The sequence below is a fragment of the Ideonella aquatica genome (assembly GCF_018069755.1).
In the GTDB taxonomy this organism is placed as follows: domain Bacteria; phylum Pseudomonadota; class Gammaproteobacteria; order Burkholderiales; family Burkholderiaceae_C; genus Ideonella; species Ideonella aquatica.
Window position 1 is genome coordinate 1 of the sequence record NZ_JAGQDE010000027.1, and the last position, 26,578, is coordinate 26,578.

Sequence of the window (26,578 nt, forward strand, 5' to 3'; positions counted from 1 at the left end):
AGCAGCACAAGATGCTCAAGAGCGCCCAGGCCGCCGCCGACACCTTCTGGAAGGCCGGCTCGATCCGCAAGGGCGCTGAAACCCTGGCCGAAGGCACCGCCTTCCGCTACATCGCCGAGCAGGGCCTGAAGGCCAGTGAACACCACGAGGGCACGCTGGTCGAGAACATCGACCTGAACACCTGGATCGGCATGAGCGTGCAGCGCGCCAGCGACAACATCAACAGCCGCCTGCAGGATGGCCTGGCCTTCCTGGCCACGGTGGGCTCCACCGCCCCGTTCGTGGGTCTGTTCGGTACTGTCTGGGGCATCTACCACGCGCTGACCGCCATCGGCATCGCCGGCCAGGCCTCGATCGACAAGGTCGCCGGCCCGGTGGGCGAGGCGCTGATCATGACCGCCTTCGGCCTGGCCGTGGCGGTGCCCGCGGTGATGGGCTACAACTGGCTGATCCGCCGCAACAAGAGCGTCATGGAGAAGGTCCGCGCCTTCTCGGGCGACCTGCACAACGTGCTGCTGGCCGGCAAGAAGTAAGGGCCCCAAGACCTCGCCCTGAGGGCGAGGTCGCCCCCCGAGGGGAGCGATTTCCCTTGGGGCGGCCCGGCGGGAAATCCTTCCCGTCGCCACCCTGAACTGCTGTGCAAAGGATCTTGCCATGGCCATGAGCGTAGGCTCCGCCGAAGACGGCGAAGAGCAGATGAACTCCAGCATCAACACCACGCCGCTGGTGGACGTGATGCTGGTGCTGCTGATCATTTTCCTGATCACGATTCCGGCGATCACCCAGTCGATCCAGTTGTCGCTGCCCAAGGAGCGCAACGTGGTGACGGTGACCAAGCCGGAGAACATCCTGCTGGGCGTGTCCAAGGACGGCGACGTCTACTGGAACACCAAGCTGATGCCCGACAACGAGGCGCTGGTCGAGGCGCTGAAAAAGGAGTCGGTCAAGGATCCGCAGCCCGAGGTCCACATCCGCGGCGACGAGAACGTGCGCTACGAATCCGTGGGCAAAGTGATCGTGGCCTGCCAGCGCGCCGGCATCGCCAAGGTGGCCTTCGTCACCGAGCCGCCGCCCAACCAATAAGGAGAACTGGCCATGGCCATGAGCGTTGGGTCGTCCGATGACGACATGATGGTGGAGATGAACACCACGCCGCTGATTGACGTGATGCTGGTGCTGCTGATCATGTTCATCATCACCATCCCGGTGCAGACGCACGCGGTGAAGATGAACATGCCGGTCAACAACCAGAGCGCGCCGCCGCCCACGCCGCCGGAGATCATCCGCATCGACGTGGACTTTGACGGCACGATCACCTGGAACGGCGAGACGGTGCCGGGTCGCGGCGAGCTGCAGGCCAAGCTCTACCGCATCGCCCAGCTGCCCGACCAGCCCGAGGTGCACCTGCGCCCCAACAAGCTGGTGACCTACAAGCATGTCGCGATGGTGATGGCCGAGGCGCAGCGCCTGGGCGTCACCAAGATCGGCATCGTCGGCAACGAGCAATTCATGAACTGAGGCCTCGGCCTCGCCTGTGCAGGGGATCGGCCGGACAACGGACCGGTCCCTTGTCACGTTGGAACCCCACTGCCACCTTTTCGACACGCTATGACCTCCCTGCGCGCTCTCACCCTTGCCCTGTTGACTGCCGGCTGCCTGTCTGCCGTCCAGGCCCAAAGCCTGCGTCCCGAGGTGGGCAAGCCGCTGCAGGCGGCCAGTGAACTGCTGCGTGCCGGCAAGGCCAAGGAGGCCCTGGCCAAGGTCCGCGAGGCCGACGCCGTGGGCGGCAAGAGCGCCCAGGAACAGCTGATGATTGACCGCATGCGCGGCGCAGCGGCCCAGCGTGCGGGTGACAACGCCACGGCGGCGCAGGCCTTTGAGTCGGCCTTCAATTCGGGCAAGCTGTCGGGCGGCGAGCAGATCCAGATGGCCGAGTCCCTGGCCTTTGCGTACTCGCAGCTCAAGGACAACGCGCGCGCCTCGCAGTGGGTGCAGAAGGCCTTGTCGCTGGGCAGCCAGAGCCAGCAGCTCAAGCAGCTGCAAGCCTATCTGCAAGGGGCCAGCGGCGACTACAACGCGATCGCCAAGGATGCCCAGGGCGCGATCTCGGCCGCCGAACAGGCTGGCCGCCGTCCGGAAGAAGGCGATCTGCTGCGCCTGGCCGACGCCCAGCAGCGCACCAACAATGCGTCGGGCCAGTTTGCCACGCTGGAAAAGCTGGTCGCCTACTACCCGAAGAAGGACTACTGGGCCGCCACGCTGGGCCGCCTGCCGCGCAAGTCGGGCTTCTCCGACCGTTTCTCGCTCGACCTGATGCGCCTGCGCCTGGCCACCGGCAACCTCACCAAGACCGAGGAATACATGGAGATGGCCCAGCTGGCCCTGCAGGCCGGCTACGCCACCGAGGCCAAGCAGATCGTCGAGAAGGGTTTTGCGGCCGGCGCCTTGGGCACCGGCGCCGAGGCCGAGCGCCACAAGCGCCTGCGCGACCTGGCGGTCAAGCAAGAGGCCGAAACCGCGGCCAGCCGTGACAAGGACATCGCTGAAGCCACCGCCGCCAAGGATGGCAACGCACTGGTGCAGCTGGGCAGCGTGCTGGCCGCTGCCGGGCAGCCCGACAAGGGCATCAGCCTGATTGAGCAGGGCATGGCCAAGGGCAGCCTGAAGCGGCCTGAAGACGCCAAGCTGCGCCTGGGCCGCGCCATGATGCTGAGCAAGAACAAGAGCAAGGCCCAGCAGACGCTGCGCAGCGTCCAGGGCACCGACGGTGTGGCCGACATCGCCCGCCTCTACGCCATCCTGGCCGGCCAGTCCTGAGCGACGCCGTGACGCTGCCGCCCTGGCTGGTGCCGCTGGGCAGCGGCGTCCACCTGATCGACACCGCCTTTCAGCGCGACCATTTCGACGCTGCCTATCTGGTGGTTGACCAGGGCCGCGCGGCCTTCATCGACACCGGCACCGGCCGCGCCCTGCCCCGCCTGCTGGGTGCGCTGGATGCCTTGGGCCTGGCGCCTGACGCGGTGGACTGGGTGATTCCCACCCATGTCCATCTGGACCACGCCGGCGGCGTGGGACCGCTGATGCAGCACCTGCCCCAGGCCCGCGTGCTGGTGCACCCGCGCGGTGCGCGCCATCTGATCGATCCCGGTGCGCTGTACCAGGGTGCGCTGGCGGTCTATGGCCAGGCCGAGATGGACCGCTCCTATGGCCAGTTGGTGGCCGTGCCCGCCGAGCGCGTGGACAGCAGCCACGATGGCCTGCAGGTCCGGCTGGGCGGCCGGCAGTTGGAGCTGGTCGACACCCCGGGCCATGCCCGCCACCACCACGCGATCTGGGACCCGGTGAGCCGCGGCTGGTTCACAGGCGATACCTTCGGCCTGTCGTACCGCGAGTTTGACGTCGACGGTCGCGCCTGGATCCTGCCCACCAGCACGCCGGTGCAGTTCGAACCCGAGCCGCTGGCCGCCACCATCCAGCGCCTGCGGGCGCGCCAGCCAGACTGCGTCTACCTGACCCACTACGGACGCCTGGGCGATGTCCAGCGGCTGGCCGACAGCCTGCTGGCGCAGCTGACCGACATGGTGGCGCTGGGCCGGTCGGTGGCGCCCGGCCCGGAGCGGCACGGGCAGTTGCGCGCCGGGCTGTTGCGGCTGTATGTCGACGCTCTGGCGCGACACGGCTGCCAGTTGGACCCGGCCCAGGTGGCCGAGGCGCTGGCCATCGACATCGAGCTCAACGCCCAGGGCCTGGCCATCTGGCTGGACCGCAGCGCCAGTCAGACCGCGAATTGACGGCTCTCAGGCCCGTTGTTCGACGGGCCGGGCACCCGGCACAGGCCTAAGCTTCCGGGCAAGACCACCCCCTGCCTGCCCAGGGCCCGCCCATGCTGTCCACGAGCCCGCCATGCGTCTGAACCTGCCGGTGATCCCGGAGGAATACCTGCTGCCGCCCGGCGCCAGCCTGGTGTCCACCACCGACCTCAAGGGGCGCATCACCTACTGCAACGCCGCCTTCATCGAGGTCAGCGGCTACACCCGCGATGAGTTGATGGGCCAGCCCCACAACCTGATCCGCCACCCGGACATGCCCGCCGAGGGCTTTCGCGACCTGTGGGCGACGATCGCCGCTGGCCGTCCCTGGACCGGCGTGGTCAAGAACCGCCGCAAGGACGGCCGCCATTACTGGGTCCAGGCGAATGTGACGCCGATCGTCGAGGACGGCCAACCAGTGGGCTACTTGTCAGTGCGCGGCGTGCCCACGCGTGAGCAGGTGGCCGCCTGCGAGGCGCTGTACGCCACGATGCGTGCGGAAGCCCAGGCGGGACGGTTGCTGCATGTGCTGAAGGCCGGCCGCGTGCTGCGCGCCGACTGGCGAGGCCGGCTGGCGCAAGCCCTGCAGCTGGGCCTGGGACAGCGCGTGAGCCTGAGCGTTGGCGCCATCGGTCTGGCCGGCGTGCTCGCCGGCACGGGACTCGCCCGCGCACTGGATGGACAAGCGCTGGCCGCGGCCGTCGTCGCCGTCGGCGCCCTGGCCACCTTTGGTGGGGGCTGGTGGCTCAACCGACTGACCACGCGGCCGATGCTGTCCCTGCTGCGCACCGCCAACCGCATGGCCGCCGGTGACATGACTCAGGTGCTGGCCAGTGACCGCGATGACCTGGTGGGCCAATTCATCCGGGCGTTGAACCAGCTGAATGTGAATCTGCGCTCGATCGTGGCCGATGCCCGCGCCGAGGTCGACCGCATGCGCGCCGCGGCACGCGAGATCGCCGTGGGCAACCAGGACCTGTCGCAGCGCACCGAAAGCCAGGCGGCGAACCTGCAGCGCACGGCATCGTCGATGGAAGCCATCACCGGCACCGTGCGCCACAACGCCGACACGGCCCGCCAGGCCGCGCAATGCGCCCAGCAGGCCAACGCCGTGACGCTGGAAGGCGCCGACGCGGTGCAACAGGTGACCGCCACGATGCATGGCATCCGCGATTCGTCGGGCCGCATCGACGAGATCATCGGCGTCATCGAAGGCATCGCCTTCCAGACCAACCTGCTGGCCCTGAACGCCGCGGTCGAGGCCGCACGCGCCGGCGCCCAGGGCCGCGGGTTTGCGGTCGTGGCGGGCGAGGTGCGCGCACTGGCACAGCGCAGCTCGGCAGCGGCGCGCGAGGTCAAGCACATCATCGACGACTCCAGCCACCGCGTGGCCACCGGCAACCAGCTCACCGAGGCGGCCGGCGGCACGATGGGCCATGCGATGAACTCGGTGCGCCAGGTCAGCCAGCTGATCGACGAGATCAGCCAGGGCGCCGACCGCCAGCTGCAGGACATCTCCGAAGTGACCGCCGCGGTCTCCAGCCTGGACGAGATCACCCAGAAGAACGCCGCGCTGGTGGAACAGGTGGCGGCAGCGGCCATGCAGCTGGAGTCACAGGCCCTGGCCGTGGCCGATGCCGTGTCGGTGTTCCGCCTGCATCAAGGCGATCACCACGCCGCACCCGACGCCGTGGCGCTGCGCCAGGCCGCCAAGGCGAACGCCTGAGCGCGCAGCGGCTCAGCGCGCCAGCGCCGAGGCCTCGCGCGCCAGCTGCGTGATGCGGGCCCAGTCCCCATTGCGCACCGCGTCGGCCGGGGTCAGCCACGAGCCGCCACAGACCTTGACGTTGGGCAGCGCCAGAAAATCAGGCGCGGTGGCCAGGCTGATGCCGCCGGTGGGGCAGAACACCACATCGGCGAATGGGCCAGCCAGCGCCTTGAGCATCGGGATGCCCCCCGCCGCCGTGGCCGGAAAGAACTTCAGGAAAGACAGGCCATCGGCCTGTGCCGCCATCACCTCGCTGGCGGTGGCCACGCCGGGCAGCAGCGGCAGGCCGATCTCGCGGCAGGCCGCGCCCAGTTCGGCGGTGTAGCCCGGGCTGACGCCGAAGACCGCACCGGCCTCGTGCGCCGCCCGGGCGTCGGCTGCCTGGCGCAGCGTGCCGGCGCCGACGATCGCGCCGGGCACGGCGCTCATCGCGCGGATCGCTTGCAGCGCCACCGGCGTGCGCAGCGTCACCTCCAGCACCCGCACGCCGCCGGCCACCAGGGCCTCGGCCAGGGGCACGGCATCGGCCAGGCGGTCAATGACGATGACGGGGATGACGGGGCCGTGGTCGACCAGTTCAAGGGTGTTCATGGCGGATCGAGACAAGGGGTTCGGGGTTCACAACCAGGTGCAGGCGCCCTGCTCGGCGCTGACCACGCCGCGGCGCATGCCGGCAAACAGCTCGCGGCCCAGACCACGGCCATGGGCGGCGGCGCGTGCCGGATCGCGCTGCGCGGGCTCGCGCGCGGCCCAATCGGCAGCGTCCACCAGGGCCTCGAGCGTGCCGGCCACAGCGTCCAGGCGCAGCAGGTCGCCATCGCGCAGCTTGGCCAAGGGGCCGCCGGCCAGGGCCTCAGGGCTGACATGGATGGCTGCCGGCACCTTGCCCGAGGCGCCGCTCATGCGGCCGTCGGTGACCAGTGCCACGCGGAAGCCCTTGCCCTGCAGCACCGCCAGCGGCGGCGTCAGCTTGTGCAGCTCAGGCATGCCATTGGCCTGCGGGCCCTGGAAGCGCACCACGGCAATCACGTCGCGGTCCAGCTCACCGGCCTTGAAGGCGGCCTGCAGGCCGTCCTGGCTGTCGAAGACGCGCGCGGGCGCCTCGATCACATGGCGGTCCTCGGGAACGGCCGAGACCTTGATCACCGCACGGCCCAGGTTGCCGGTCAACAGCTTCAGGCCGCCGGTGGGCGAGAACGGCGCCGCAGCGCCGCGCAGCACAGATTCGTCGCCACTGGCGGCTGCCGTGGGCGCGTAGGCCAGCGCCGCGCCGCTGAGCAGCGGCCGCTGGGCCTGGGCGCGCAGGCCACCCTCGTGCACCGCCGGGGTGTCGTGCATCAGGCCGGCGTCGATCAGCTCGCGGATCACCAAGCCCGGGCCGCCCGCGGCCTCGAACTGGTTCACGTCGGCACTGCCGTTGGGGTAGACGCGCGCCAGCAGCGGCACCACGCCAGACAGCTCGGAGAAGTCGCCCCAGTCGATCAGGATGCCCGCCGCCCGCGCCACCGCCACCCAGTGGATCAGGTGGTTGGTCGAGCCGCCCGTGGCCAGCAGCGCGACCATGGCGTTGACGATGCAACGCTCATCCACCTGCAAGCCGATCGGCAGGTCGCGGCGGTCCTTGCGAAGGTCGAGCACCGTGCCCACCGCCGCGCGGGTGAGCGCCTCGCGCAGCGGCGTCCCGGGCGGCACGAAGGCCGCGCCGGGCAGGTGCAGGCCCATGGCCTGCAGCAGCATCTGGTTGGAGTTGGCGGTGCCGTAGAAGGTGCAGGTGCCGGGGCTGTGGTACGCGGCCTGCTCGGCGGCCATCAGTTCATCGCGGCCCACCAGGCCCTGGGCGGCCTGCTCGCGCACCTTGGCCTTGTCGCTGTTGGACAGGCCCGAGCCCATCGGCCCGGCCGGCACGAAGACGCAGGGCAGGTGCCCGAAATGCAGCGCGCCGATCAGCAGGCCGGGCACGATCTTGTCGCAGATGCCCAGCATCAGCACGCCGTCGTAGACGTCATGGCTGAGTGCGATCGCGGTGGCCATGGCGATGGTGTCACGCGAGAACAGACTCATCTCCATGCCCTCGAAGCCCTGCGTCACGCCATCGCACATCGCCGGCACGCCGCCCGCCACCTGGGCGGTGGCGCCCAGGCTCAGCGCGGTCTCGCGGATCAGGGCCGGATAGCCTTCATAGGGCTGGTGGGCCGACAGCATGTCGTTGTAGGCGGTGACGATGCCCAGGTGCGGCGCCCGCTCAGCCACCACGCGCAGGCGCTGGTCGCCCGGCATGGCGGCAAAGGCGTGGGCCACGTTGGCGCAACCCATGCGGTCGGCGCCGCGCGTGCGCTGGCGCAACTGCTCAAGCCCCTCCAGGTAGCTGCGGCGGCTGTCCTGGCTGCGCTGGCGGATGCGCTCGGTCACGGCCTGGACAACGGGGTGGAGCGCGGTGCTTGGCGGGTTCATCCGGGGGCCCTTGGAAGCGTCTGACGAGTCTGTAACCATGCCTTCAATTATCAGGTAACTTGGTTACATGGTCAAACCCCCGCCAACACACCCACAATGGGCGCATGCACCCGGCCCTGCCCGATTCCCGCGACCCCGCGCCGCTGCTGGCCCGCACGCTGCACGAGTGGGGCGGCCAGGGACCGCTGTGGCTGTTCGCCTATGGCTCGCTGATCTGGAAGCCCGACTTCGACGCCGTTGAGCAGCATCCCGCGCAGGTGATGGGTTGGCATCGCTGCCTGCGCATGCGCTCGCGCATCAACCGCGGCACACCGGAACAGCCCGGCCTGGTGCTGGCCCTGGTGCGCGGCGGCAGTTGCCGCGGCCTGGCGCTGCGGCTGCCGGACGAGTCCGCCGAGGCCACGCTGCGCCAACTGTGGCTGCGCGAGATGCCCACCGGCACCTACACGCCACGCTGGCTGCGCTGCCACACACCGCAGGGGCCGCTGCGCGCGCTGGCCTTCACCTTGGACCGGCACAGCCCGGCCCATGTGGGTGCGCTGGCCGATCAGGAGCTGCTGCACATCCTGCGCCACGCCCAGGGCCGCTATGGGCGCACGCTGGACTACCTGGTGCAGACCGAGGAGGCACTGCGCCGCTGCGGGATCACCGACCGGCACCTGGCCTCACAGGTCCGCCTGGCCCGCCAGCACGGCTTACTCTGACGACGCCAGCGCGTCCTCGCCGCGGCCCGACAGCTGGGCGCGCAGCGCGGCCAGGTCGGACTCGGTGTCCAAGTCGACCAGCACGCCCGGGTCGTCGACCTCGATGCCCTGGGTGGGGTAGCGCACCAGCAAACGACGAGCCCCCTCATCGCCCTGCAGGCGCACCAGTTCAGAGTACAGCTCGCCGCCAAAACCCACCGGGTGACCACGGCGCCCACGGTGCTGCGCATAGGCGATCGGCTGGCTCACCAGCGCGGCGGCCACCTTCTGCAAGGTGCGCGGCTGCACCAGCGGCATGTCGCCCGGCAGCACCAGCCAGCCCGGTGCCGAGGCCCTGGCCCCGACGCCCGCAGCGATGGAATCACCCATGCCGCCGCGCGCCTGGCCGCCCGGCCCGCCCAGCACCACCAGGTCACGGCGTGCGACCAGCGGGGCCACGTCCTCGGCCAGCGCCGGCGTGGTGACCACCACCACCGGCAAGCCGCTGGCGATCGCGTGGCGCACGGTCATGGCCAGCACGCTGCCGTCGCCCAGGGGCTCAGCCAGCTTGTGGCGCGGTCCGTGGTAGCGCGAGCCCAGGCCAGCCGCCAGTACCAGGATGACAGGAAGCTTGGTCATGACGGGCTGAGCATCGCGCCAGCGACCGGGTGCGCAAAGCTGGGACGATCACCTAAGGCCTTGCACCTAGGTACTACACTGATCCTATGAAAGACATTGCCGATCTGCGCAAGAGCTATGAACGCGCCGAGCTGGAAGAAGCCCTGGCCGCCGACGACCCGCTGCCGCAGTTCGAGACCTGGCTGCAGGAGGCCATCGACGCCGGCGTGCCCGAGCCCAACGCCATGACGCTGGCCACCGTGGGTGCCGACGGCCGACCATCCACCCGCATCGTGCTGATCAAGGGTGTGGATGCGCGCGGCCTGGTCTGGTACACCAACTACGACAGCCGCAAGGGTCAGGAACTGGCCGCGCACCCGGTGGCTGCGTTGCAGTTCCACTGGGTGGCGATGGAGCGCGTGGTGCGCGTCGAGGGCACGGTCGAGAAGGTCTCGGACGAGGAATCCGACGCCTACTTCCAGTCGCGACCGCTGGACTCGCGCCTGGGGGCCTGGGCATCGCCCCAAAGCCAGGTGATCGCCTCGCGCGCGGTGTTGGTGGCCAATGCCGCCAAGGCCGCGGCGCGCCATGGCCTGCATCCGCCACGGCCGCCGCATTGGGGCGGCTACCGCCTGAAGCCCGAGCGCTGGGAGTTCTGGCAGGGGCGGGTGTCGCGCCTGCATGACCGCCTGCGCTATCGGCTGGTCGACGGCCGCTGGCTGCGCGAACGCCTGGCGCCCTGATTCAAGGCGCCAGCTGCGCCGCCTGGGCATCCATGTCGTCCAGGAAGCGCATCACGTCCAGGGGCTTGGTCCAGTAGTGGTGAAAGCCGGCCTCCAGCGCGGCCCGCATGTCATCGGGCATGGCGTTGGCCGAGAGCGCAACAAAGCGCGATCCCGTCAGCGCCGGCAGCTGGCGCAGGCGCTGCAGCAGCTCCAGGCCATGGCAGTCCGGCAGTTGCATGTCCAGCAGCACGATGCGCGGCGCATGCTGTGCGGCCAGCGCCAGGCCCTGGGCCCCATCGCCTGCCGTGCGCAGCCGAAAGCGCGGCCGCAGGCTGAGCGCCTGACTGACGAGCATCTCGTTGACGGCGTTGTCCTCCACATAGAGCACCTCGATCGGTGCCTCGGCTGAGGCCGGCAACGGGCCCTGCGGGGCGGCACTGCCCTGGCGGGACGGCGCGACGGCCTGCCGCTCCGGGGCCACCGCCGCCAGCAGATCGACACGGAACACCGAGCCCTGCCCCGCCCGGCTGCTGACCTCCAGGCGTCCCCCCATGTCGGTGATCAGCTGCCGCACGATGGACAGCCCGATGCCGCTGCCGGGAATACCCTCCCGCTCGGCCCCCAGGCGGTTGAAGGGCTCGAACAGATGCACCTGCTGCTCGGGGCTGAGGCCGCGGCCGTTGTCGCGCACCGCCAGGGACCAGGCCGGCTTGCCGTCCAGGTCGGTGCCGCTCAGCTCGATCCAGACCTGCCCCCCCGACCGGTTGTACTTGATCGCATTGGTCAGCAGGTTGGTCAGCACCTGGCCCAGGCGCCGCCGGTCGGCCATGACCCAGGCCGGGGTGTTCATGGCCTGGCGCGCCTCGACCTGCACGCCATGGGCCAGGGCCAGCGCATCAACCCATTGGCAGACATCGGCCAGCACCTCGCTGACAGGAACGGGCTGGGTGGCCCGGCTGGCCACAGCGGCGTCGGCGCGCGACAGCGACAGCAGATCGTCGATCAGCTCCATCAGGTGGCCGCCTGCGGCCCGGATACAGCGCAGGCGCTCCTGCTGGGTGGCGCTGAGTTCATCCAGCGCCATCAGCTCGGCAAAGCCCAGCACCGCGTTCATCGGTGTGCGCAGTTCGTGGCTGACGCGCGCCATCAGCGCCGACTTGGCCAGGCTGGCCTGCTCGGCGCGGTCGCGCTCGCGCGCGAGCTCCTCGGTGCGGCGGCGTCCAGTGATGTCGATCGCCACGCCCGTCACCGCCATCGCTTGGCCAGCGCTGTCACACTGCAGGCGGCCAAAGGACAAGAGCCAGCGCTGGCTGCCATCGGGCCATTGCACCGCATGCTCGACCCGGAAGTCCCGGCCATGCAGGCGGCAGCGCCGCAGGGCATCGCGCGTTTCGGCCAGGGCACCGCGGTCCAGCGCCTCGGCCATCACACGCAGCGGTGACAGGGTTTCGGTGGCCGGGCGTCCGAAGAGCGCGTACATCGACGGGCTCCAGCGCGCCTGGCGGCCGTCGAGCGGCACCTCCCAGACCCCGATGCCGGCCGCCTCGATCGCAAAGCGGTCTCGCTCGCGCTCGCGCTCGGCCTGCCACTGCGCCTCGCGCTGCGCGGTGACGTCGATGTGCAGCCCGAAGGACAGGCGGTGGCCGTCGCGCCAGTGGCGCTGGGTCCAGGACTGGATCCAGCGCGTCTGCCCCTCGGGCGTGAGGATGCGGAAGGTGACTTCCGAGGTGGCCGGCCATTCATCGATGTGGCGCTGCTGGCGAGCCACCAGCATCGGCCGGTCGATCGGGTGCACATGGCGCTCAAGGAATTCGTCCAGCGAGGGGCTGCCCTCCGATGGATCGCGGTGGTGCAGGCGGTACATGCGCTCGTCCCACTCCAGCAGGCCGGCATCCAGGTCGCGCCACCAGAAGCCCACGCCAATCGCATCGGTCACCAGGCGCATGCGGTCCATCAGGGCCAGCGCACGGTCGCGTTCCTGGCTGAGCTCGCTCAGGTCCAGCGACACGCCCAGCAACGTGCGCACCACGCCATCGGCATCGCGGCGCGCCACCCGGCGCGTCAGCAGGCGCCGCCAGCCGCCCTGGCCGTCGCGGTAGCGGGCCATGACGTCGACCACCGCATCGCTGCGGCTGGCCTCGGCCGCGGCCTCCACCACGCGCGGCAGGTCCTCCGGATGCACCAGGGCCCGCACCTCGGCCAGCGGCATCGGCTCCTCGCGCGGTACCAGGCCCATCATCCGGTAGCCGGAGTCGTTGAAGGTCACGGTCTGGCTGGCCACGTCGACGCGCCAGACCGAGACACCGGCCATGGCCAGCACCGAGGACAGGTCGTCGCTGGCCTCGCGCTCGGCCTGGTGGCGCACCACGCTGTCGGTCTCGTCAAAGAGCAGGCTGACCAGCCGCGGGCCATGCCCGCCGCGCGCTGCCAGCACCTCGGTCAGCGACAGCAGATGGCGGATCTGGCCATCAGGGCGGCGGATGCGAAAGTGCAGGCTGTAGCGGCCAGGTTCGGCCGACAGGACCTCGTGGCGTTGGAGGAAGGCGGCGCGGTCAGCCTCGTGCACCATGGCCAGCGCCTGCGAAAAATGTGGGGTGCCCTGCGACGGCGGCACGCCCAGCATCTCGAAGACCTCGCCATCCCACTGGCCGATGCCGCTGTCCAGATCGCGCACCAGGCTGCCCACCGGACCGTGGCCGCGCAGCAGTTCGAGCAACTCCGTCACGCTGACCAGGTCGCCCGAGCCCAGCTCGGTGCGCTGCAGCCACCAGCAGCTGTGCGCACCCAGGGACTGCGGCATGAAATGCAAGGCCATCGACGGGTGCCGCAGACCCAGCACACAGGGCTGCTGCGGCGGTGCTGCGCTCAAGGCCTCCAGGACATGCGCCCAATCGTCCTCGGGAGGGGCCTGTTCGCTGAGCCAGCGCTGCGCGGCGCGGTTGGGCAGCCAGCCCGTCGGGCCCAGGCGCCAACAGGGCATGGGCACCTCGTACCACCACAGCGCCACGGCGTCATCGCCCGGAGCCGCTGGCGCTGGCGGGGTGGCGGACATCGCGGCCTCGGGCGGAATCAGCCGCGTTTCAGCGTCGCACCAGCGAGGCGAAGCGCTGCTGGAACTTGGCCACTTTCGGCCCCACGACATAGGCACAGTAGCCCTGCCAGGGGTGGCGCTCAAAGTAGCGGTCGTGCTCGGGCTCGGCCGGCCAGAAGCGGCTCAGCGGCGCCAGCTCGGTGACCACGCCGCCGCCCAGCTGTGCATCGGCTTCGGCGGTGACGGCGCGCACCACGGGCTCGTCGGCCGGATCGCTCCAGTAGATGCCGGAGCGGTACTGCGGGCCGACGTCGTTGCCCTGCCGGTCTAGCGTGGTGGGGTCGTGAATGACGAAGAACACTTCCAGCAGCGCGCGCAAATCGACCTGCGCAGGGTCGTACTGCAGCTGCACCACCTCGGCATGGCCGGTGTCACCGCGGCAGACCAGCTCGTAGCTGGGCTGCATGACGTGGCCGTTGGCATAGCCCGACTGAACCGCCGTGACGCCGGCCACGCGCAGGTAGACCGCCTCCAGGCACCAGAAGCACCCCCCGGCGAGCGTGATCGTGCACGTCCGCATGCTGTTTTCGCCTTGGCCCGACATGGCCCGATTATGCGTGCGTGCCCCGCCGCGCGCAGGGCGCGGATGACACCACCCCGGGCAGGCGTCAGCGCATGTCGATCTGCAGGCTGGCCCCCGCGGGCGGGCCGTCCTGGCCCGACAGCCGCGGTGCCGCCAGGAACAGGCGCTCGTTGGGCAGGCCGCGGGCACGCAGGGCGTCGCGCGCGGCCTCAGCGCGCCGGGTGGCCAGCGCGCGCGCTGCGGCCTCGTCGGCCGGCATGGCACTCAGCAGCAGCGACTCCATCTGCGCCGGCTCCGGTGTGGTGGCCAGACCCAACAGGTTGCGCGGCTTGTTGGGCAGCGGGGTGTCGGCGTAGAGGCGGCGCAGCGCGGCTTCGCGGCGGGCGGCGTCCCAGGGCTGGGTCTCACTGTCGTCGCTGCGCGCCACGCTGCGCAGGCGCTGCTCCAGCGCGGCGGCCTGCAGCGCAGTGCGCTCGCGCAGCGGATCAGCCACGCCGGTGATGGTGAGCTGCAGCGCCGGCCGTTCAGCCAGCGAGCGGGCCACCTTGGCCAGTGCCTCGTCGGCCGGCGGCGCCAGGCGGGCGGTGCCGGGCTCGAAGGCCACCTGACCCAGGTCCTCTGCGCCACCGCCGCCCGACAGCAGCGCGAACGGCGCGGTCAGCGCCTTGGTCAGCAGGTTCAGGATCAGCTTGAGCACCAGACCGCCCACGCTGAACTCGGGGTCGTTGATCGAGCCGCCGATCGGCAGGTCCAGGTCGATCACGCCATTGCGGTCTTTCAGCAGGGCCACGGCCAGCAGCACTGGCAGACGCGTGGCATCGGGGCTGTCGACCTTGTCGCCAAAGGTCAGCTGGTTGAGCACGATCTGGTTGCGCGCCTCCAGCCGTCCGTCGGGCTGGATCTGGTAGCGCAAGTCCATCGACAGCTTGCCGCGCTCGATCGCGTAGCCGGCGTACTTGGCAGCGTAGGGCGACAAGGGGGTCAGCTCCAGGTCGGTGGCACGGGCGCGGATGTCCAGCACCAGCGGTTGCGCGGTGGGCTTGAGCTTGCCGCGGATATCGAGCTGCCCAGTGCCGGCCACGCGGCCGGCCAGCTCGACGCTGGCCAGATCCTCGGCGTCCCAACGGTAGGCGCCGATGGTGCCGCCCAGTTCGCTGATCGCAGCGCTGTAGTTGGGGCGGATGTAGCGGTCGGCGAAATCCACCCGGCCGTTGCGCAGCTCGACGCCGCCCAGCACCAGCTGCAGCGCAGGCGCGCTGGCCGACGCCGCGGGGGCTGCCGCGCTGGCAGCTGCGACCGACGCCGCCGCGGACGGTGGCGCCCTGCCCGCCTCGGTGGCCTCGGTCGGGGCCTGCAGGTCGTTGAGGTTCAGGTGGCCCTGCTCGGTCACCACCAGCGAGGCATAGAAGTCGCTCAGGCCGACCTTCGTGAGCACCAGCCGCGGGGCCTGGCCGGGTGCCGAGCGCCACTCCAGACCGTCGAGCGACAGCTCTCGCCAGCTGAGCAGCTCGTCGCCGGCCGAGGGCTTGCCCCGGGCGCCGAGCAGGCGCAGGTCGGCCACGCGCGCCTGGCCGGCCGCCGACACCGCCATCCCGGCGGGCTGCACCTGCGCGTCGACGCTGCCCTGCCAATCGATCGCGGCGCGCGCCAGCGTCACCGGCAGCGCATCCCCGGCATAGGGGGCCAGCAGGTGGGCCGGCCACTGCTGTGCCTGGACCTTGCCCTGCCAGGCCAGCGACGGTACCAGCGCGAGCCGACCGTCCCAGCGCAACTGGCCGGCGCGCGCCGCGCCGCGCTGGGGCCGTTCGTTGGCCGCCGCCAGGCGCAGCTCGCCCGTCACCGATGTGGGTGCACCGGCCACCGCGGGCCAGCGCAGCGGGCCCAGCTGCAGCGCCACGCCATCGACCAGCAGGGCAACGGGGTCGCCGCCCGTGGCGGCGTCCTGCCACTGCAACTGGCCGCCGCGCACCTGGAGCCGCTCCAGCGCCAGCGTCCACGGCGCCGACTCACCCGAGGCGGCGGCCGGCTGCGGCACCAGCCAGTCCTGCGCGCTGAGCCGCCCGGCTGCGTCGCGGGACAACACCGCCTGCGGCGACTGCCAGGTCACCCGATCGATGCGCACGGCGCGGCGCGCCGGATCCACCTGCACCGGGCCCAGCTCCAGCGCGGTCCAGGCCAGCGGGCGCTGCGTGCCGTCGGTCAGGCGCAGATCGTCCAGGCGCGCGCGCTGCAGGCCCAGGGCCGTCGGCAGGCCTTCGGGCAGGCCGGTCCAGTCGGCCTGCGCCTCGGCGCTGAGCCGGCCGTCCAGGCGCGCTTGCAGCAGCGCGGCCAGGTAGGGCCGCCAGGCCGCCAGTCCCAGGTCGCTGGCCTGCAGCCGGATGCTGCTGCGCGCGGCGCTCAGCGTGGCCTGGGCACGCAACTGGCCTGCCGCCGAGGCCGCCGGGGCCGCCGCCGTCGGCAGTCCCATCGTGGCCTCGGCCTGGATCGTGGCGTCGCCCACGGGCCAGCGCAGCTGCTGCACGCTCAGTCCGATGTCCTGCACCGCGAGCTGCGCAGCGGGCTGGGTGGTGGCGTCCTGCCAGCTCAGCGCGTGGTCGGTCAACTGCAGCTCGTCCAGCTGCACAGTCCAGCCGACCGATGCCGGCGATGCCGGCGACGACGCGGACGACGACGGCGGCACCGCCGTTGCCGCGGCAGCGCGCCCGGGCGTGGGCGCGGTCATCCAGCCCGCGAGCCGGCCCGAGGCCTCGCGGCGCAGCTGCCAGCGCGCACCGCTCCAGGCCAGACGCGCCAGGTGGACCTGGCGCTGCAGCGGCTTGACATCGGCCAGACTCAGGTTCAGCTGCTGCCAGGCGAGCAGCGGCTCACCGCGCGCGGACACCAGCTGCGCCTCACTGATGCCCAGCTGGCCTTGCAGGCTCACGGTGGGCGCGGCACCGACCGGCGCGCTGAAGCGCAGGCGCAGTGCCGTGTGCAGGCGGCCCGCCTGCAGGTGCACCGGGACCGCCTCAGGCCAGTAGGCGTGCCAGTCGGCCAGGTTCAGGCCGTTCAGGTCCAGGCGCAACTCGCCGGCGCGCTCCTTGGCGAAGGGGCGTGCCTGGGCGCCGGTGTCGACCTCGGTGCCGTTCAGGCGCAGTCGCAGCCGCGGCTCGACCAGGATGGCCACGTCATGCTCATCGAGGTTCGACACCACCGGCAGGCCCAGCTCGATCGCGGTGAGCCGGTGCACCCGCTTCGCAGGCCGGTCATCCAGCGTGATGTCGCCATCGGCCACGCGCAGGTTGTACAGCGCCACCCGCAGCGGCGCAGCCCCGGGCTCGGACGGCTGCGCAAAGCGCGTGAGCAGGTCATCGATGCTGTAGCGGTTGGCGTCCAGGCGCGCCAGGCTCAGGCGGGGTCGCTCGATCTGCAGCGCGTCCAGCACCGGTGCACGCTGCCACAGGCTGGCCAGCGACAGGTTGGCGGACACGCGATCCACCTGCAGCAGCGGCGGCGCGTCCGCGGCCTCCCCGGCGACGGCGAGGCCCTCGACCTGGGCATTGAGGGTGAGCGGATTGAAGGAAAGGCGCTCGATGCGCACCGCGCGACCCAGGGCCTGGCTGGCTTCGCGCTCCACCATGCCGCGCAGCAGGCTGGGCAGCATCAGCGCCAGCACCACCAGCACCAGCCAGACGATGGCGATGCCGGCGGCGATCCGGGCCAGCCGGCGCACGGCTGGCTGCTGCCAGCGTTCAGGACGGTCCGGGGTGGTTGGTGGCGGGTTCAGGGACATGGGCGACAGCGCAGGTGAAAGGAGGATTCTGCGCGAGTCGTGGCGCAGGCCGTGCCCGCCGCCACACGCTGCAGATACCCCAGAAACGACGAAGCCCCCCAAGCCGATGACGACCGGGGGGGCCTGTGGGCAGTTTCACTGCCCAGTGGAGATCCGGCGGTAATCGGGCCGGGGCTCCATGGGACGCCGGAATGGCGCCCGGTGGGATGCCATCGCAGTGGACGGCGATGCAAGATTACGCCCGGCGCGCGGCGGATGCAAGCGGTATTCGCGTCATTGACGCGGACTTGATCAGGCTCAGGAAAACAGCCGCTGGTAGAGCGCGTCCATCCGCGCTTGCACCGCGCCGTCCATGGTGATCGCCCGGCCCCATTCGCGCTGGGTTTCACCCGGCCATTTGTGGGTCGCGTCCAGCCCCATCTTGCCGCCCAGGCCGCTGACCGGCGAGGCGAAGTCCAGGTAGTCGATCGGCGTGCCGTCGACCAGCGTGGTGTCGCGCACCGGGTCCATGCGGGTGGTGATGGCCCAGACCACCTCCTTCCAGTCGCGCACGTCGATGTCGTCGTCGACCACGACGATGAACTTGGTGTACATGAACTGGCGCAGGAAGCTCCACAGTCCGAACATCACGCGCTTGGCGTGGCCGGCGTAGGCCTTGCGGATCGAGACCACCGCCATGCGGTAGCTGCAGGCCTCGGGCGGCAGGTAGAAGTCGACGATCTCCGGAAACTGCTTCTGCAGGATCGGCACGAAGACCTCGTTGAGCGCCACGCCCAGCACCGCCGGCTCATCGGGGGGCTTGCCGGTGTAGGTGCTGTGGTAGACCGGATCGCGGCGGTGGGTCAGGCGGTCGATGCGCAGCACCGGGAACCAGTCCTGCTCGTTGTAGTAGCCGGTATGGTCGCCGTAGGGGCCTTCCAGCGCATGCAGGTAGCCGTTGATCGACTTCAGTGGCACGCCGTGCTCGCTGACGCCTTCAAAGCCATCCTCGGCGGTGGGGATGTGGCCCTCGAAGACCACCTCGGCGCGCGCCGGCACCTGCAGCCACAGGCCGCCCTCGCCCACCTGGGTGTCCACCAGTTCGGTGCGACCGCCGCGCAGCAGGCCGGCGAACTGGTACTCACCCAGGCTGTCGGGCACCGGCGTCACCGCGCCCAGCGTGGTGGCCGGATCGGCGCCCAGCACCACGGCGATCGGGAAGGGCTGGCCAGGGTTGGCGGCGGCGAACTCGCGAAAATCCAGCGCCCCGCCGCGGTGGGCCAGCCAGCGCATGATGACCTCGCGCCGCCCGATCACCTGTTGCCGGTAGATGCCCAGGTTCTGGCGGCTGCGCGGCCGCGCCACCGACTGCGGGCCTCGGGTGACCACCAGACCCCAGGTGATCAGCGGCGCGGCGTCGCCGGGCCAGCAGGTCTGCACCGGCCATCGGGTCAGGTCCACGTCGGTGGCCTCCAGCACCACCTCCTGGCAGACGCCCTTGCTCACCCGGGCCGGCTTCATGTCCCACAGCGCCTTGGCCATGTCGAACAGGCGCCCGGCCTCGCGCAGCGAGCGCGGCGGATCGGGCTCCTTCAGCGCGGCCAGCAGGCGGCCCACATCGCGCAGCGCCCCCACCTCGTCCACACCCAGGCCCCAGGCCACCCGGCGCGGGGTGCCAAACAGGTTCAGCAGCACCGGAATGTTGTAACCAGGCGTGTTCTCGATCAACAGCGCCGGTCCGCCAGCGCGCAGCACGCGGTCGGCGAGCGCTGTCATTTCAAGCCGCGCCAGCACTGGCTCTGCGACCCGACGCAGTTCGCCGCGCTGCTCGAGCTGGGCCATGAAATCGCGAAGGTCCTTGTATTTCATTTCCAATAGTTATTGAATTGATTGACCTTATGCTTGACCAGTTATTTTGACGCTTCCTACAATCCGCCCCGACGTACGAATACGGGTTTCCCCTGCTGAATGTAACAACAGCCTAGAGGGAACCCGACGCCTGGTCTGCGAACACACGGCCCACGATGGCCTGCCGCTGCGGCGCGCGACCACTGATTATCACCACCGGCCACCCCGACACAGGGGCGTGGGCGCACTGGCCACCGGGGGTACAGACGAAAGGATGGACATGCGCTTTTCACACTGGTGGAAGGACGTGACCGAGGCTGGCCGACACAGCGCGGGCGTGTTCCTGCGCGACGTGGGCGGTGGTCTGCTCGAGGTCAGCCACAACATGCTGGCGTTGCTGGGCCTGCTGGTGCTGGCCGCCGTGGCCTTTGTGGCCGGTCGCGCCGACCTGCGCACCAGCTTCGAGCAGCAAGCCCTGGGCTGGCTGCAGGAGCGGCACGCCGAACGGCAAGGTCCCGAGCTGCTGGACACGCCGGCCGATCCGGCCCTGGTCCGCACGCTGGCCACCGAGCTGCACACACTCAGCCGGCCGCAAGCGGCCGTCACGCAATGGATCTCGCGCCGCTACCGTGTGGCGCCGGAGCCGGTGGCCCGCCTGGTCCAGGAAGCCTGGAGCGTGGGCCAACGCGCCGGCCTGGAGCCCACACTGCTGCTGGCCATCATGGCCATCGAATCGGGCTTCAACCCGTTCGCCCAGAGCCCGGTGGGGGCCCAGGGCCTGATGCAGGTGATGACCCGCATCCACAATGACAAATACGAGTCCATGGGTGGGCGCCTGGCCGCCTTCGACCCGGTGAGCAACCTGCGCGTGGGTGTGGCCGTGCTGCGCGAATGCATCGCCCGTGCCGGCTCGCTGGAAGGCGGCCTGCGCTATTACGTGGGCGCCGCCAACCTGGATGACGACGGCGGCTACGCCGGCAAGGTGCTGTCGGAGCACCGCCACCTGATCGCGGTGGCGGCCGGACAGAACGTGCCAGTGACGGCGCCGAACACCGTGATCGCGGTGCCCAGCACGGCCAGCGCGCCGGCTGCTGCCGAGTCCGCCAGCAGCCCGATGCCTGCCGAGCCAGTGCGCGAACAGGTGGCGCTGGCCGGCTGAGCGGCTGAGCCGTTACACTGCAGGCTGACCGTCCAATACTCACGCGCGACTGGCGACAGGGCGTGACGGCCACCCCCCCGCGGGTGGCGTCCGCTGCGAGGTGGATCACCACCGGGGAGCGCGGGGGCCGGCATGCGATGCCGCCCTGAACTGCCGTTCGCCTGGGCAACCCGCCGATGGCCGCTGTGCAGCGTCCATCGCGCCGGGCCGCACCACGCCACACAAGGATGACATCCATGTTCGACCGCACCCAATCGACGATCGACCGTGTCGACCCGGAGCTGTTCGCCGCCATCGAGGCCGAGAACCGCCGCCAGGAAGAGCACATCGAGCTGATCGCCTCCGAGAACTACACCTCGCCGGCCGTGATGGCTGCGCAAGGCTCGCAGCTGACCAACAAGTACGCCGAAGGCTACCCTGGCAAGCGCTATTACGGCGGCTGCGAGAACGTCGACGTGGTGGAGCAACTGGCCATCGACCGCGCCAAGCAGCTCTTCGGGGCCGAGTACGCCAACGTGCAGCCCAACAGCGGCTCGCAGGCCAACCAGGCGGTGTTCTTCGGCCTGCTGCAGCCCGGCGACACCATCATGGGCATGAGCCTGGCCGAAGGCGGCCACCTGACCCACGGCATGCCGCTGAACATGTCAGGCAAGTGGTTCAAGGTGGTGTCCTATGGCCTGAACGCCCAGGAAGACATCGACTACGACGCGATGGAGCGCCTGGCCCAGGAGCACAAGCCCAAGCTGATCATCGCCGGCGCCTCGGCCTTCGCGCTGCGCATCGATTTCGAGCGATTCGCCCAGGTGGCCAAGGCTGTCGGCGCCTACTTCATGGTGGACATGGCGCACTACGCCGGCCTGGTGGCCGCGGGCGTCTACCCCAATCCGGTGCCGCACGCCGATGTGGTGACGTCCACCACCCACAAGAGCCTGCGCGGCCCGCGCGGCGGCATCATCCTGATGCGCGGTGAGGAGGTGGCCAAGAAGATCAACTCGGCGATCTTCCCGGGCATCCAGGGCGGCCCGCTGATGCACGTGATCGCCGGCAAGGCGGTGGCCTTCAAGGAGGCACTGAGCCCCGAGTTCAAGGCCTACCAGCAGCAGGTGGTGAAGAACGCCGCCGTGCTGGCCGAGACGCTGAAGGCGCGCGGCCTGCGCATCGTCAGCGGCCGCACCGAGAGCCACGTGATGCTGGTGGACCTGCGTCCCAAGGGCCTGACCGGCAAGGAGGCCGAGGCCATCCTGGGCAGCGCCCACATGACCTGCAACAAGAACGGCATCCCGAACGATCCGCAAAAGCCCATGGTCACCAGCGGCATCCGACTGGGCACCCCGGCGATGACCACGCGCGGCTTTGGCGAGGACGAAGCGCGTCAGACCGCCCACCTGATCGCCGACGTGCTGGACAACCCGCACGACGAGGCCACGATCGCCCGCGTGCGCGAGCAGGTGTCGGCACTGACCCGCCGCTTCCCGGTCTACCGCTGACCAGCCGGCACAGGCGGAGCCAGCCATGCGCTGCCCCTACTGCGGACATGACGAAACCCAGGTCGTCGAGACCCGGGAGTCCGACGAGGGCGACGTGGTGCGCCGGCGGCGCAAGTGCCACCGCTGCGAGAAGCGCTTCACCACCTACGAGCGGGCCGAAATCTCGCTGCCGGCGGTGGTCAAGCGCGGAGGCGCCCGCGTGGAGTTCGACCCCGAGAAACTGCGCGCCTCCATGACCCTGGCGCTGCGCAAGCGCCAGGTGAGCATTGAGCAGGTGGATGCTGCGCTGGAGCGCATCCAGGAAAAGCTGCTGGCCAGCGGCCTGCGCGAGGTGCCGTCCACTCGCGTGGGCGAGCTCGTCATGCGCGAGCTCAAGCGCCTGGACAAGGTGGCCTATGTGCGATTTGCGTCGGTCTACCGCAGCTTCGAAGACGTGGACGAGTTCAGCCGGCTGATCAAGGAAATCTGAGGCCGGGCGCCATGCGCCCGGCCGGTCTCATCGCCAGCAGGTGGGCACATCGCTGTACTGGCTGCCCTTTTGGCCAAGGTCGTTGAGTGTCAGATTGCCGCACTTGGCATCGGCCGACACCGGCTTGGCGGTCAAGGTGTAGCTGCGCTCATCGGCACCCACCACCACCTCGACCGAGTAGGTCTTGGCCCCACCGTCCCTGGGCAGGGTCTTGTAGGAGTCGGGCAGCTTCTTGTCGGCATCCTTGTAGGTGTTGAGCGCTGCGTAGTAGCGCTGCATCCACTGGGCTGCTTCCATCAGTCCGGCCTGCGCCCCAGCGCGGCGTCCGCGGGCCACCTGCTCGGTGTAGGCCGGGTAGGCGAAGGCCGCCAGGATGCCGAGAATGGCCACGACGATCATCACCTCGATCAGGGTGAAACCCCTGACCGATTGGCGGGCTCGCCAGGCGGGACGGCCGCCAGGGCCGGACGAAGATTCGAGGGTCATGCTGCCGGTCCTTACTTGGGCTGGGGCGGGTTGACGATCTCGCGCCAGACGCGGTCGAGGACCTGCGGCGCCGTGGCGCCACAGGCCAGGCGGATCGCCTTGCCGCGCGGATCGGTGCTGAAGTCCCAGACGATCTTGAAGCCGTCGATGCACTCGCTGTCCGGCGGCACAACCAGACCGTCAGTGCCGTCTGCCGACACATCGTAAGCACCAAAGTTGACGTCGTTCTCGTCGTACTTGCCGTCGCGGTTGGTGTCCACGATGGGATCCTTGGGCGGCAGGCCTTCGTGGGCACGGAAGATGAAGTTCATGCCCGAGCCACTCGTGATCTCGCATTCGGCCGCCTTGGGTGCCGGCACCATGCTCTGCACGAAGATGTAGTCATCAAAGATCGGCTGCACCGGGTAAATGACGCGCTGACCAGTCTGGGTCAGTTCGAGGTACCAGCCCTTCTTGACGTCCCAGTCCATCTCTTCACCTTCGATCGGGTAGACGGTGTAGGTCACATCACCCACCGTGATCTGCTTCGACGCACCCAGGGTGCGCTTGGACAGCACGCCTCGAATGTCGCCCGACCCGAAATAGGGGCTGGGGAGGCTGTCGGTCGCTGACTTGGCCGGCGTGGGATCCCACACACCATAGATGGTTTGCTGACGGGACGAATCGGCATCCAACTCGTTCAGAAGGCGACCGGTACCGAAGACCACCAGCTGACCATTGCCAAACTTGAATGGCATGTTCAGCGGCGCACTGGTGATGGCCTGAGGGGTCACGCCGTCAACTTCCACGGCCTGGAGCAGCGGCTTGTTCCCATAGCCCACCGTCCAGGTGGCGCTGTCGGTGGCTGAGCCGAACTCGACACGCCAGAGTTGCCCCTTCATGTCGCCCACATAAGCGGCGACCACGGCGCCCAGCTCGTCCTTGACCAGTGACACACCCATGGCGCCATTGCCGCCAGTGCTGTCGAGCACCACCTTGTCCACGGCACCCGTGGACAGGTCGATGACCATCAACACCGCCTTGCCATCGGTACTGTCAACGCCGTTGCCGACAAAGACCTTCCAGCCGTCAGAGGCCGAGCCCCCTGTGCCGCTCTGGATCTTGCCCACGGCCACGTCGCCCATCATGTAGCCAAAGTCGGTGTCGTCGGCGCTGGAGCGCTGCCACAGCACGGTGTCGGCATCGAGCGCGGTCGGGTTGGTCGTGGGCACATGCAGCGCGTAGATGGCTCGGCCACCCGCTCCCATGGTGCCCACCACCACATTGGCCCATTTGGCTGTGGCGTCGCGGCGGGTCTTGATGTAGGCATCCGCTTCGATGTGTGGCCCATCGACCACGAACTGGTGGAAGTTCGATTCGGTGCCGTAGTCCTTGGCTGCGATCTTGGCCAGCTTGGGCAGACCCACCGAGGGCAGGAAGCCCATCAGTTCGTCACCGGTGTCGCTGTCAAAGGCGTGCAGCATGCCGCCGTTGCCCCCCAGGAACACCACGCCCTTGCTGCGGTTGCTCTTGGAAGCCAGGTAACTGGTGTAGCCGGCTTCGATGCCCGAGTAATCGAACTTGGCCAGATCCTTGACGTAAAGCGGCGGCGAATTGACGAAGTCCGGGTAGCGGTTGCCGCTGCGCGTGCGGTAGGGCTTGTCGGCCGCTTCATTGCTGGTATCGCCTCGCACCCAATCGGTCAGCGTGGCGACATCCACACTGGCATCGATCTTCATCGCGCTGATGTTCAAGGCGCCCATGCTGGCGTAGGTGAACGCGCTTGCCTTGCCCACATTGGGATTCCAGACCAGCAGGTTGCGCGCCGCCCAGTCGATCGGCTTGCCGGTGGCCGTTTTTGGCTGCGAGGCTTTCCAGACCGGAATCCCGATCTCGGCACCCACATCAGTCAGTTGATAGGCCTCGAGGTCACCGTACCAGGAGACGGCCTGGTACTTCGGCACGAACTTGTAGCTGCCCTGCACCTTCGTGGAGGAGTTCAGCGACACGCCGGCCTCCTTGGCGGTCTTGGAGATCGCCTTGCCGATCGCGTCCCGCATCGCCTTGGACAGGTCCTCGTAGCTCTTGGCCGAGTAGAAGTCACCGCCGGTGTTGACCGCGGCATGCCAGAGATCGTCCACTTTCTGGGCCGAACCCGCCGCCGGATCGGGCCAGTTCAACTGGCCCGCCTTGATCTTGGCCAGCGTCGCCGCCTTGTTGGCCGATGTCGAGTCCAGGGTGCCCACCACGCCAAGACCCACCGTGTACTGCGTCAGATGCTGCCAGAAGGCAATGTCGCCCTGCACCGGAGGCACACGGTTGTCGATGCTGGTCTGCAGATCCTTCTTGAAGTACGTCATCGCGACGTCGGCCAGCGTGTTGGAATACGCCGACGAACCGTCCTTGTACGGCGACGCGGCGGTGTACTGCGTGGGGGCGTACTTGTCAGGGTTGAAGCTGCCGTAGTCCGGGCCATCCGTACCGTCGGCGTCGCCGGCGGTGCCCGTGTAGGCATCGTTGTAGTAGCCGTCCGTCAGCAGGAAGTTCGCCGAGCGGCGGCAGGTCAGCAAGCCGGATCCAGCCACGCCAGGACGGGTCAGCCAGGGGCTGTTCTCGTTGTCCATCTGGAAATACGCGCCGATGTCGTCCAGCACAAATCGCGTCGGTGTGCCTTCGAAGGACGAGATCTGGTGGATGCCCGACAGCACGGTCTTGAGCTGGTCGGCCGTCATGGGCTGGATACCCTGCTGCACCCGGGTCTTGGTCGTGCTGTTGTTGGCGGCGTTGAACTGCGCCCAGCCCACGCGGATCTTGTCCTGGTAGTCAACCAGCGAGCGGCTGATGGCCGCCTTGCTCATGGTCTCGCGCAGGCGGTAGTAGGTGAACCAGTTGGCGAAATTTTGCTGTTCCTCGTCCTGCATGCAGCGTGAACCCGCGCAGTCCTTGCGGTTCGGGTGCTTGACGGCCGGTGCATAAGGCTCGACGGAATCGTTGGTGGTGTTGAGGTTGTAGAAGGTGTAAGAGGTCTTCAGGTTGGGGTCAACCGACGTGTTCTTCAGCCGGTAATAAATGGCCGGATTGAAGCTGCGTGAAGTGGGATCGGCGTCACAGACCTTGTAGCCGGTGCACCAGTTCTGCTTGCTTGAGATCGTCTTGCTCAGGTTCAGAACACTGGACGAATCAAAGACGGGATCGAGGCGGGCGTTGTTGTAGGTCGCCTTCGCCATGTCGTTGGGCAGCGAGTCGACGTTCTTCCAGGGCCTGTACCAAATATCGGGGTTGTAGTAGAGCGCGTTGATGTCCGGCGAGCGGAACTGCATCTCGAACACCGAGCCCTTGCTCGGCCCCAGCGCCGTGACAACGCCGCCCACGATGTAGGAGAAGGTGTACCACTTTCCGTCGGTCCACTGACGGTAGGGCGAGCGCCGCTTGTCGTTCGGGTAGCCCACCGGCCAGAAACGCTGGTTCACGTCGCTGGGCGAGGTGGCAATGATGACGCTCTTGCCATTGATCGTGAAGCTCTCCTCGGGGATGAAGTCGAACAGCATCGACCCCGAATCATCGATCGTGAGCATCAGGTTGGGCAGCGGCGGTGCAGCGCTGCGGGCCGTCAGCGGCGACTGCGCAGGCTCTGCCCAGGCGTGCGTGGCGGCGGCCAACAGCGTGGCACCGGCCAGGGTCCAGGCCTGAAGGGGATGGGATCGGTTCATGCGGGCCTCTCTGGATGCGGG

At 69.3% G+C, this 26,578-nt stretch carries 20 protein-coding genes and 1 riboswitch; of the genes, 11 read left to right on the forward strand and 9 right to left on the reverse strand.

What is annotated here, in order from left to right; translation table 11 throughout:
* The 6 genes from KAK06_RS20455 to KAK06_RS20480 form a co-directional block, all read left to right on the forward strand.
* Nucleotides 1-533: MotA/TolQ/ExbB proton channel family protein (locus KAK06_RS20455; RefSeq protein WP_210804025.1), on the forward strand; the 533-nt coding region annotated here is incomplete at its 5' end.
* Nucleotides 534-654: 121 nt separating this feature from the next.
* Nucleotides 655-1,083, forward strand: a complete 429-nt coding sequence (locus KAK06_RS20460) for an ExbD/TolR family protein (protein WP_210804026.1) — start codon at nt 655-657, stop codon at nt 1,081-1,083.
* 12 nt (nt 1,084-1,095) lie between these two features.
* Nucleotides 1,096-1,518, forward strand: a complete 423-nt coding sequence (locus tag KAK06_RS20465; protein ID WP_210804027.1) for an ExbD/TolR family protein — start codon at nt 1,096-1,098, stop codon at nt 1,516-1,518.
* A 123-nt stretch (nt 1,519-1,641) separates the two neighbouring features.
* Nucleotides 1,642-2,817, forward strand: coding sequence for a hypothetical protein (locus tag KAK06_RS20470; RefSeq protein WP_247653018.1), 1,176 nt, complete (start codon nt 1,642-1,644; stop codon nt 2,815-2,817).
* 8 nt (nt 2,818-2,825) lie between these two features.
* A complete protein-coding gene (locus KAK06_RS20475; protein WP_210804029.1) occupies nt 2,826-3,791 on the forward strand; it encodes an MBL fold metallo-hydrolase in 966 nt (321 codons plus the stop codon).
* Nucleotides 3,792-3,903: 112 nt separating this feature from the next.
* Nucleotides 3,904-5,535: a methyl-accepting chemotaxis protein gene (locus KAK06_RS20480; protein ID WP_210804030.1), complete on the forward strand. Its 1,632-nt coding sequence runs from the start codon at nt 3,904-3,906 to the stop codon at nt 5,533-5,535.
* Nucleotides 5,536-5,547: 12 nt separating this feature from the next.
* Here the strand turns inward: KAK06_RS20480 and eda are convergent, their stop codons facing one another.
* Together eda and edd are read right to left on the reverse strand one after the other, a co-directional pair.
* Complete coding sequence (eda, locus tag KAK06_RS20485) at nt 5,548-6,168, reverse strand: bifunctional 4-hydroxy-2-oxoglutarate aldolase/2-dehydro-3-deoxy-phosphogluconate aldolase (protein ID WP_210804031.1); 621 nt, start codon at nt 6,166-6,168, stop codon at nt 5,548-5,550.
* A 27-nt stretch (nt 6,169-6,195) separates the two neighbouring features.
* Nucleotides 6,196-8,028 (reverse strand): phosphogluconate dehydratase, encoded by a 1,833-nt coding sequence (edd, locus tag KAK06_RS20490; protein WP_210804032.1) that lies wholly within the window; start codon nt 8,026-8,028, stop codon nt 6,196-6,198.
* A 104-nt stretch (nt 8,029-8,132) separates the two neighbouring features.
* Here edd and KAK06_RS20495 point away from each other — a divergent pair, with 104 nt between their 5' ends.
* A complete protein-coding gene (locus tag KAK06_RS20495) occupies nt 8,133-8,732 on the forward strand; it encodes a gamma-glutamylcyclotransferase (RefSeq protein WP_210804033.1) in 600 nt (199 codons plus the stop codon).
* Here KAK06_RS20495 and KAK06_RS20500 read toward each other — a convergent pair.
* On the reverse strand, nt 8,724-9,350 hold the full coding sequence (locus tag KAK06_RS20500; RefSeq protein WP_210804034.1) for a nucleotidyltransferase family protein: 627 nt from the start codon (nt 9,348-9,350) through the stop codon (nt 8,724-8,726). The genes KAK06_RS20495 and KAK06_RS20500 overlap by 9 nt on opposite strands.
* An 86-nt stretch (nt 9,351-9,436) precedes the next feature.
* On the opposite strand from KAK06_RS20500, the gene pdxH reads away from it, so the two are divergent.
* Nucleotides 9,437-10,072, forward strand: coding sequence for a pyridoxamine 5'-phosphate oxidase (gene pdxH / locus KAK06_RS20505; protein WP_210804035.1), 636 nt, complete (start codon nt 9,437-9,439; stop codon nt 10,070-10,072).
* Nucleotide 10,073: 1 nt separating this feature from the next.
* Here the strand turns inward: pdxH and KAK06_RS20510 are convergent, their stop codons facing one another.
* The 4 genes from KAK06_RS20510 to KAK06_RS20525 all read right to left on the reverse strand — a co-directional run bounded on the left by KAK06_RS20510 (nt 10,074) and on the right by KAK06_RS20525 (nt 19,288).
* A complete protein-coding gene (locus tag KAK06_RS20510) occupies nt 10,074-13,106 on the reverse strand; it encodes a PAS domain-containing hybrid sensor histidine kinase/response regulator family protein (RefSeq protein WP_210804036.1) in 3,033 nt (1,010 codons plus the stop codon).
* A 28-nt stretch (nt 13,107-13,134) separates the two neighbouring features.
* Complete coding sequence (gene msrA, locus KAK06_RS20515; RefSeq protein WP_210804037.1) at nt 13,135-13,665, reverse strand: peptide-methionine (S)-S-oxide reductase MsrA; 531 nt, start codon at nt 13,663-13,665, stop codon at nt 13,135-13,137.
* 88 nt (nt 13,666-13,753) lie between these two features.
* On the reverse strand, nt 13,754-17,440 hold the full coding sequence (locus KAK06_RS20520; RefSeq protein WP_210804038.1) for a DUF748 domain-containing protein: 3,687 nt from the start codon (nt 17,438-17,440) through the stop codon (nt 13,754-13,756).
* 297 nt (nt 17,441-17,737) lie between these two features.
* Nucleotides 17,738-19,288 (reverse strand): UbiD family decarboxylase, encoded by a 1,551-nt coding sequence (locus KAK06_RS20525; protein WP_210804039.1) that lies wholly within the window; start codon nt 19,286-19,288, stop codon nt 17,738-17,740.
* Nucleotides 19,289-19,547: 259 nt separating this feature from the next.
* On the opposite strand from KAK06_RS20525, the gene KAK06_RS20530 reads away from it, so the two are divergent.
* From KAK06_RS20530 to nrdR, 3 genes are all read left to right on the forward strand, one after another.
* Nucleotides 19,548-20,426: a lytic transglycosylase domain-containing protein gene (locus tag KAK06_RS20530; RefSeq protein WP_210804040.1), complete on the forward strand. Its 879-nt coding sequence runs from the start codon at nt 19,548-19,550 to the stop codon at nt 20,424-20,426.
* Between the two features lie 35 nt (nt 20,427-20,461).
* Nucleotides 20,462-20,600: riboswitch (ZMP/ZTP riboswitch) on the forward strand.
* Nucleotides 20,601-20,662: 62 nt separating this feature from the next.
* Nucleotides 20,663-21,913 carry a serine hydroxymethyltransferase gene (gene glyA, locus KAK06_RS20535; RefSeq protein WP_210804041.1) on the forward strand — a complete coding sequence of 417 codons (1,251 nt, stop codon included), beginning with the start codon at nt 20,663-20,665 and terminating at the stop codon, nt 21,911-21,913.
* A 25-nt stretch (nt 21,914-21,938) separates the two neighbouring features.
* Nucleotides 21,939-22,382 (forward strand): transcriptional regulator NrdR, encoded by a 444-nt coding sequence (gene nrdR, locus KAK06_RS20540; protein ID WP_210804042.1) that lies wholly within the window; start codon nt 21,939-21,941, stop codon nt 22,380-22,382.
* Between the two features lie 27 nt (nt 22,383-22,409).
* Here the strand turns inward: nrdR and KAK06_RS24300 are convergent, their stop codons facing one another.
* Nucleotides 22,410-22,868 (reverse strand): type IV pilin protein, encoded by a 459-nt coding sequence (locus tag KAK06_RS24300; RefSeq protein WP_210804043.1) that lies wholly within the window; start codon nt 22,866-22,868, stop codon nt 22,410-22,412.
* Between the two features lie 11 nt (nt 22,869-22,879).
* Nucleotides 22,880-26,557: a pilus assembly protein gene (locus KAK06_RS20550; RefSeq protein WP_210804044.1), complete on the reverse strand. Its 3,678-nt coding sequence runs from the start codon at nt 26,555-26,557 to the stop codon at nt 22,880-22,882.
* Nucleotides 26,558-26,578 lie beyond the last annotated feature (21 nt).

Coding starts and splice junctions, on each gene's coding strand:
- KAK06_RS24300 (WP_210804043.1), bottom strand. CDS start 22,868: ATGACCCTCGAATCTTCGTCCGGCCCTGGCGGCCGTCCCGCCTGGCGA.
- glyA (WP_210804041.1), top strand. CDS start 20,663: ATGTTCGACCGCACCCAATCGACGATCGACCGTGTCGACCCGGAGCTG.
- KAK06_RS20465 (WP_210804027.1), top strand. CDS start 1,096: ATGGCCATGAGCGTTGGGTCGTCCGATGACGACATGATGGTGGAGATG.
- KAK06_RS20495 (WP_210804033.1), top strand. CDS start 8,133: ATGCACCCGGCCCTGCCCGATTCCCGCGACCCCGCGCCGCTGCTGGCC.
- KAK06_RS20510 (WP_210804036.1), bottom strand. CDS start 13,106: ATGTCCGCCACCCCGCCAGCGCCAGCGGCTCCGGGCGATGACGCCGTG.
- KAK06_RS20530 (WP_210804040.1), top strand. CDS start 19,548: ATGCGCTTTTCACACTGGTGGAAGGACGTGACCGAGGCTGGCCGACAC.
- nrdR (WP_210804042.1), top strand. CDS start 21,939: ATGCGCTGCCCCTACTGCGGACATGACGAAACCCAGGTCGTCGAGACC.
- KAK06_RS20500 (WP_210804034.1), bottom strand. CDS start 9,350: ATGACCAAGCTTCCTGTCATCCTGGTACTGGCGGCTGGCCTGGGCTCG.
- eda (WP_210804031.1), bottom strand. CDS start 6,168: ATGAACACCCTTGAACTGGTCGACCACGGCCCCGTCATCCCCGTCATC.
- KAK06_RS20525 (WP_210804039.1), bottom strand. CDS start 19,288: ATGAAATACAAGGACCTTCGCGATTTCATGGCCCAGCTCGAGCAGCGC.
- msrA (WP_210804037.1), bottom strand. CDS start 13,665: ATGCGGACGTGCACGATCACGCTCGCCGGGGGGTGCTTCTGGTGCCTG.
- KAK06_RS20460 (WP_210804026.1), top strand. CDS start 655: ATGGCCATGAGCGTAGGCTCCGCCGAAGACGGCGAAGAGCAGATGAAC.
- KAK06_RS20480 (WP_210804030.1), top strand. CDS start 3,904: ATGCGTCTGAACCTGCCGGTGATCCCGGAGGAATACCTGCTGCCGCCC.
- KAK06_RS20550 (WP_210804044.1), bottom strand. CDS start 26,557: ATGAACCGATCCCATCCCCTTCAGGCCTGGACCCTGGCCGGTGCCACG.
- pdxH (WP_210804035.1), top strand. CDS start 9,437: ATGAAAGACATTGCCGATCTGCGCAAGAGCTATGAACGCGCCGAGCTG.
- KAK06_RS20520 (WP_210804038.1), bottom strand. CDS start 17,440: ATGTCCCTGAACCCGCCACCAACCACCCCGGACCGTCCTGAACGCTGG.
- edd (WP_210804032.1), bottom strand. CDS start 8,028: ATGAACCCGCCAAGCACCGCGCTCCACCCCGTTGTCCAGGCCGTGACC.